Annotated in this window: 5 protein-coding genes; 2 read left to right on the forward strand and 3 right to left on the reverse strand. The window is 64.2% G+C overall.

Features of this window, described 5'->3' with window-relative positions:
* Positions 1-254 precede the first annotated feature (254 nt).
* Positions 255-494, forward strand: coding sequence for a Trm112 family protein (locus tag NKH04_RS32605; RefSeq protein WP_023675986.1), 240 nt, complete (start codon positions 255-257; stop codon positions 492-494).
* Positions 495-536: 42 nt separating this feature from the next.
* On the opposite strand, the gene NKH04_RS32610 is transcribed toward NKH04_RS32605, so the two are convergent.
* Genes NKH04_RS32610 through NKH04_RS32620 form a run of 3 tightly spaced genes read right to left on the reverse strand, consistent with a single transcriptional unit; the run spans position 537 to position 6,335 of the window.
* Positions 537-3,845, reverse strand: a complete 3,309-nt coding sequence (locus tag NKH04_RS32610) for an error-prone DNA polymerase (protein WP_352834856.1) — start codon at positions 3,843-3,845, stop codon at positions 537-539.
* Entirely contained in the window at positions 3,842-5,320 is a 1,479-nt protein-coding gene (locus NKH04_RS32615) for a DUF6504 family protein (RefSeq protein ID WP_352834854.1), read from the reverse strand. The genes NKH04_RS32610 and NKH04_RS32615 overlap by 4 nt, the downstream gene beginning before the upstream one ends.
* A complete protein-coding gene (locus NKH04_RS32620; RefSeq protein ID WP_352834851.1) occupies positions 5,253-6,335 on the reverse strand; it encodes an ImuA family protein in 1,083 nt (360 codons plus the stop codon). The genes NKH04_RS32615 and NKH04_RS32620 overlap by 68 nt, the downstream gene beginning before the upstream one ends.
* Before the next feature lie 524 nt (positions 6,336-6,859).
* Between NKH04_RS32620 and NKH04_RS32625 the strand changes: the two genes are divergently transcribed.
* Positions 6,860-7,282, forward strand: coding sequence for a metallopeptidase family protein (locus NKH04_RS32625; protein WP_023680515.1), 423 nt, complete (start codon positions 6,860-6,862; stop codon positions 7,280-7,282).
* Positions 7,283-7,397 lie beyond the last annotated feature (115 nt).

Here is a 7,397-nt window from a genome sequence, read left to right on the forward strand (position 1 = left end):
TTAGACGCCTTCAAAAGACGCCCAGTAGGCCAATCAGGTTAAGCACACCCTTCATGCAAAGCCCTCCTTGTGGGAGAAGGTGGATTGGCGCGCAGCGCCAAGACGGTTGAGGGGTGCTGGACGGAGTGTCGTCGGTGCCAAGCTGGAACACCCCTCATCCGACCGAGCTTCGCTCGGCCACCTTCTCCCACAAGAGGAGAAGGAAGTTCGCGCTCGAAACCTTAACCCGATTGCCCTGTGGAAGGACAAACCAAATGGCGGATGGACGTGACGGGAACAGGACTGTCGACCCCAAGCTGCTGGAACTCTTGGCCTGCCCGCTGACCAAGGGGCCGCTTGCCTGGGATCCGGAGCGCGGCGAGCTTATCTCGCGGGTGGCAAAGCTTGCCTATCCGGTGCGGGACGGCATTCCGATCATGCTGCCATCGGAAGCGCGTGTCATCACCATAGATGATGCCATGCCACCGCCGCCGCGCCTGGGTGGAACGCCCTGAGTGCTGCGGTTCAGAGCCGCTCCGTCGCGATCTTTCGCGCCTCTATTGAAAATTGCGCCCTTTGGGCATGACCTTCTCTGCCTTTCCCAATAGTTCCGTTTGCGCGATGCTGCCGGGCTGAGCCTCGTCTGCACTGCTCGACAGTCTGTCCGCCGGCCTTGCCTGCTCAAGCAGCACCGACAGCCACGGCGTCAGATCCTCGACCTTCTCGGCGACGATATGGATGACGTCCGATTCCGATTGCAGCTTGCCGGTGACGCGGATGAGACGCGCGCCCATGACGATGGGGCGGAAGCGGTCAAAAGTCCTTTCCCAGAAAATGATGTTGGCGACCGCATTCTCGTCTTCCAGCGTCAGGAAAATCGCCTTGCCATTGCCCGGCCGCTGCCGCACCAGCACGAGGCCGGCGACCGAAACGCGCCGGCCGTCCCGCACCTGGCCGAGCCGCACATTGGGCGTGACGCCGGAACGATCCAGCCTTTGACGCAGGAAGGCGACCGGGTGCGCCTTCAGCGACAGGCCAAGCGAGCGGTAGTCGTGGACGACGTGCTCGCCGAGCGGCATTGTCGGGAGCCTGGTTGCAGGCTCCAGATCGCGCAAGCGGATCGCCGGCTGGTCGAACAGCGGCAGCTTTTCGGCGGCACTCTTGCCGTCGAGCGCGCGGACCGCCCATAGAGCGTCGCGACGGTTCAATCCAAGCGACCGGAAAGCGTCGGCCTGCGCCAGTTTTTCGATCTCGTCGACGTTGAGGCCCGAGCGCAGCCAGACGTCGCGTACGGATGCATAGCCGGCGCCGCGCCGAGACACAAACGCTTCCATGCGCTCCTTCGACAGGCCCTTGACCTGGCGAAAGCCGAGCCGGACGGCATGGCTGGTCCGGATGACGCCGCGCATCTGGGCATGGCGGTCAAGGATACGATCCGGATCGAAAGGCGATTTCTCCAAGGCGCAATCCCAGCCGGAAAAATTGACATCGACCTCGCGGATCTCGACGCCGTGGTCATGCGCGTCGCGGACAAGCTGGGCCGGCTGGTAAAACCCCATCGGCTGGGAATTCAGGATCGCGGCGCAGAACACGTCGGGATAGAAGGTCTTGAACCAGCAGGAGGCATAGACCAGCAGGGCGAAGGAGGCGGCGTGGCTCTCGGGAAAGCCGTATTCGCCAAAACCCTCGATCTGCTTGAAGCAGCGCTCGGCGAAGTCTTTTTCGTAGCCCTTGGCGACCATGCCGTCGACCATTCTCTTGCGGTAATTGCCGATCGTGCCGGTGCGCTTGAATGTCGCCATGGCGCGGCGCAGTTCATCGGCCTCGCCCGGCCTGAAGCCGCCAGCAACGATGGCGATCTTCATCGCCTGCTCCTGGAACAGCGGCACGCCCAGCGTCCTGCCGAGTATTTTTTCCAGTTCCGGCTTGGGATATTCGGGTTTTTCCTTGCCTTGCCGGCGGCGCAGATAAGGGTGGACCATGTCGCCTTGGATCGGGCCGGGCCGCACGATCGCCACCTCGATGACGAGGTCGTAAAAGCTTTTCGGCCGCAGCCGCGGCAGCATCGACATCTGCGCGCGCGATTCGATCTGGAAGACGCCGATCGTGTCGGCACGGCAGATCATGTCGTAGACATGCTTGTCCTCGGCAGGCAGAGTGGCCAGCACATAGGGCAGGCCGTACGCGTCCCGCGCCTGCGGATAATGATCCTGGAGCAGGGTGAAGGCGCGCTGCAGGCAGGTCAGCATGCCGAGCGCCAGCACGTCCACTTTAAGGATTTTCACCGCGTCGAGATCGTCCTTGTCCCACTCGACCATCTTGCGCTCGTCCATCGCCGTCTTGACGATGGGCACGATCTCGTCGAGCCGGTCCCGGGTGATGACAAAACCGCCGACATGCTGCGACAAATGACGGGGAAAGCCCATGATCTCGTTGGCGCATTCGATCACATGCCTTGTCGATGGATCGGTCTGATCGAGGCCGCCGGCCTTTGTCTCCTTTTCGCCGAGCTCCGAGGTCGACCAGCCCCAGATCGAACTGGACAGCGCGCCCCGGACGTCGTCCGACAGGCCCATCGCCTTGGCCACTTCGCGCATCGCCGAGCGGCCCCGGTAGCTGACGACGGCGGCGGCCAGCGCGGTGCGCTTGGTGCTGTATTTGGAATAGATGTACTGGATGACCTCCTCGCGCTTTTCATGCTCGAAATCGACGTCGATGTCGGGCGGCTCGTTTCTTTCCTCGGAAATGAAGCGCTCGAAAAGCGTTTCGATCTTGTCCGGGCCGACTTCGGTGATGCCAATGCAGAAGCAGACGATCGAGTTGGCGGCAGAGCCGCGCCCCTGGCAGAGAATGTTCTGGCTGCGGGCGAATTTGACGATGTCGTGGACAGTCAGGAAATAGCGCGCGTAGTTCAGGCGCTCGATCAGAGCGAGCTCCTCCTCGATGCGCTGCGTCACAAAAGCGGGCACGCCCGAGGGGTAGCGGATGGCGGCTCCCTCCTTGGCCAGCCTTTCCAGTTCGGCCTGCGGCCCAAGACCCGATTCCGTCGGCTCGTCGGGATAGTTGTATTGCAGGTCACTGAGCGAGAAGGTCAGCTCGCCGGCAAAACGCAGCGTTTCCGCCAGCGCTTGCGGATGCCTGCGGAAAAGCCGTGCCATCTCCAGCGGTGGCTTTAAGTGACGCTCGGCATTGGCCGCCAGCTCCAGTCCCACCTCAGCGACGGGCACATTGAGGCGGATCGCCGTCAGCACGTCCTGCAGCGGGCGCCGTTCCGACGTATGGTAGAGAACATCGTTGGTCGCCATCAACGGGATGCCGGCCAGATCCGCCATCGCCGCCGCCTGCTCGATACGGAAGCGGTCGTTGCCGCGGTAATCCGGCGAAACCGCAAGCCGCAGGTTTTCACCGAAACGATCCTTGAGCCGGCTAAGGAGTGCGAGGCTGGTTTCCGCGTCCGCCGACACATCCGGCAGTATGGCGAGCGACAGGAGATCGCCCCATTCGAGAAGATCGCTCTGTTTGAGGAGCGTCGCCCCTTTTTCGTTCTCGTCACGCAGATTGGCCTGTGTCAGCATGCGGCAGAGATGCCCCCAGCCCTTGCGGTCCTGCGGGTAGGCGAGGATGTCCGGCGTGCCGTCGCAAAAAACCAGGCGGCAGCCGGGATGATAGGAAACACCCTCCACCTTGGCCTGCTGCCAGGCGCGCACCACGCCCGCCACCGTGTTGCGGTCGGCGAGACCGATCGCCGAAAACCCCAGGAATTTTGCCGCGACCACCAACTCCTCCGGTTTCGAGGCACCGCGCAGAAACGAGAAGTTCGACTGGATGCCGAATTCGGCATAGGGGTTGGCCGTCAGCGCATTCATGCGAAGATCCCATGCATGAACCAGCGCGGCGGGACTTGAGAGGCGCCGTAAAGGCCCTGGCGATAGAGCCAGTAACGGCGGCCGTCGGCATCCTCGATGCGGAAATAATCCCGGGTCGGGGCATCTTCTCGTCCCGCCGCCCCTCGCCACCATTCCGGCGCGATGCGCTCCGGCCCTTCGGCGCGCACGACCCGGTAGAGCGCGCGCCGCCAGCGGAAGTTCAAAGGCGGGCCTTCCGGCATTTCGGTGGCCGGCACCTCGATCGGCTCGGGCGAACGGAAAAGCCGGATCGGCCGTTCCGGCTGGAAGACGGTCGTGGGAGCGTCCTTCGCCTTGTCCGGCTGCTTCGGCGGCGAGCTTCTCTGCGGCGCCTCCGTGAAGGGAAGGGTGGCGACGGCGCGCTCCGGCAAATGGCTCTCGACGGCGACCGGCTTCAAGACCGCGCCTTCGCCGAGCCGGGCGCGAATGCGGTCGGCAAAAAGCGCGATATCGGCACCGTCGTCGCTCGTCTCGCCGGCAAGGTCGGCCTGCTGCATGTCGAAGGCGGCGGCGGTCAGCACCGAAAGGCGCACGAGATCGAAGCCATAGCCGGCGTCGATATCCTGTTCGAGCGCGGCAAGCCTTTCGTGGAACAATTTCTGGATCAGCCGCGGCTCGCGCAGAGGCCGCGAGGTGCCGACGGCGATGCGGCTGACGCCGCCATCGACGCGGAAAAGCAGCAGCGCCAGCCGCCTTGCGCCTTCGCCGCGACGCTCGAGGTCGCTCTTCAAGGTGGTCGCCAGCATGCCGGTCAGCCGCTCGATGTCCTCGGTCAGCATGATCGGCTCGGCAAGGTGACGCTCGACCGAAAGCGGTGCCACCGGCAGGCGCGGCGACACGGCCTCCTCGAGGCGGCCAAGCGCCTGGTCGAGGCGCAAGAGCAGCGATGCGCCGAAGCGGCGGGCCAGCGGCGCGCGCGGTGCCGCCATGACGGCGCCCGCCGTGCGCAGGCCGACGCTTTCGAGGCTGGCGCGTACCTCCGGGTCGATGCGCAGCGCCGCCAGCGGCAAGGGCGCGAGAAGCGCTTCCTCCTCACCATCGGGCACGATGCGGTCGCCAGCAAACCGCGCCGCCGCCCAGGCAGCACCAGGCGTGGCGGCAAGCCCGGCGCGGACATCGAAGCCCTGATGGAAAAAACGCGACAGGATATCGTCCAGCATCGAGCGTTCGCCGCCGAAAAGATGGGTGCAGCCGGTGACGTCGAGATAGAGGCCGTCGGTCCCGTCAAGCGCCACCAGCGGGGTATAGCGGTCGCACCAGTCGGCGAGGCCTTCGAGCAGGCGCCGGTCGGCCTCCGGATCGGCCTCCACGATGTCGATCGAGGGATGCATGGCGCGTGCGTCGGCTATGCCCATGCCGCGCTTCAGATTAAGCGCCTCGGCCCGCTCGTCGAGGGCGGCGATGCGCTGGGCGTTCCGGTCGCGGTGACTGATCACCAGCGGCAGGTGATCCGACGGCCGGGAACGCCAGGACCGCCCCAGACGCTGCCGCAGGATCCTCTCGGCGGCGAGATGCGGAAACCACAGGGATAGGATTCTTTGGCCGTTCTGGGGCCCATTCCTGAGACCTTCCTTGCTCGCCCCGTCTTTCTTCGAATATGCGTTCATCGGGGTTCCACTCCAGTGTGAATTTTCCGGACAAGGCCGTGCAGCTCTTGCCGATGGCGACGGTGAAGGCGGGCCGGCCGATCGAGCCGGCGAGCGGCCCGGCAAGCGTCTTACGCGTTGCCGCCGGTGCCGCCGACAGGATGAGGCGGACGGGCGCTGCCGTCGGTTCGGGCTCGCCGGCCTGGCGCAGCAGGAACAGCGGCCGGCCCGCACTCTGCGCGCGGGCGTGCAGCCGCCGCGTCGCGGTGAGGTCAAGCCGCTGCGGGCTGCCGCGGATTTCGAGGATGACGGCGGCCAGCGCCGTCATCCGGGCAGCCTCCTCGGCGATCCACAGCGCATCGAGCAGCCCTGGCGCCTCGGAAAACAGCAATTGCTCCGGCTCGATGCCGAAGAAGGCGTGAAGCCCCCTGGCATAGGGAAAGCCGGCCTCGCGGAAAACCTCGGATGTGCCGATCCACAGCACCGGCAATCGCGGCCCCTGGCTGAGGATCAGGCTGACGAGCGACAAGGCAAAACCGGCAACGGCCCCGGCATCGCGGGTCGCGGCGCCATGAAACTCGCTCACCGCCGCCTTCGGCAGGCCGCCGCTCAGCGCAGCATCGAGGCGCTCGGCGCCGGTGCGCAAAAACGCATCGGGCGGCGCCACGGCGAGGCCGCGCCGGACAATGGTCAGATTCCGAGCGGGTGTCGGATGCCGAGAGGGTGTCAGACTCTGACGAGGGACATCCGCGTCAAACGACGAACTGGCCGGCGCCTCCAGGCGCTCGGGCAAGGTCCCTTCGATCTTCGCGATCTGGCGGCGCAGGGCAAAAACAGTCTCCCGCGCCACGGCGCTTGTCGCCATGACGGTCAGCTTCCACTCACAATTGTTCCTGTTATGTTCCCTATAGATTCCAGAGGGAGGATGAAGAGTCAAGCGGAGTCATGGGGAATTTATTCCTGCCCGATTTTAGCGGGCCGTTCACGAAACAGGAACTGCCCGTGAGTTATCGACCCGGCCGCTTCCGGGCCATCCCTAAAACCAGCCAGACGATCATGACGCCTATGATGGCGCCGACAAGCATCCGAAGCAGGCTGACCAACTCGGAATTCCTGCCGAGATAACTGGTCAAGACCACCAGCACCAAAAGAAGCAGTGCGCCAAACACTCCACAAATTGCAGCGCTTCTGACGAATTGGTTGCTGAATGGCATTTGAACACTCGACTCTGACAGAACGATGGAGGTTCGGCTTCGGGTATGGCGGCGTCCATCATCTCGCAAAGGCCATCCCTAGACCAGAGCGGATGACAGATTGCGCCCTTGAATCTGCCGCGTCATTTGCCGAGTCCGGCCTGAAAGCCTATATGCCGGGATCAAAGGACAAAGCATGGCTCGCATCTACCAAACACGCATCTGGCACGACCAGCTTTCGCCAACGATGGAGGAAATCGAGCTCCTGGCGCTGGAGGCCTATGCCCATCTGCCGGAGGACTTTCGCAAGTTGACCGGCGAGATCGTCATTCAGATCGCCGAATTCCCGACCGACGAGATCATGGACGACCTTTCGCTGGAAACGCCCTTCGACCTGCTCGGCCTGTTCGAGGGGCGCGGCATCGCCGAGCGCTGGAATCCGCAGACCGGCGAGGGGCCGAACCGCATCACCCTCTATCGTCGCGCCATCCTCGACTACTGGGCCGAGAACGAGGAAACGCTGGGCGACATCGTCACCCATGTGCTGATCCACGAGATCGGCCACCATTTCGGCCTGTCGGACGACGATATGGAGAAGATCGAAGAGGCAGCAGAGTGAGCGACCCCGCTCCTCGTCATCCTGGGGCGGAGCAAGGAGCGAAGCGACGCGGCGCAGACCCCAGGATCCATATGTGGACGGCGCCCTGCCTGCAACGGTTGTTTTGCGTCGTTTT

Source organism: Mesorhizobium sp. M1365, assembly GCF_040317865.1.
Taxonomy (GTDB): Bacteria; Pseudomonadota; Alphaproteobacteria; order Rhizobiales; family Rhizobiaceae; genus Mesorhizobium.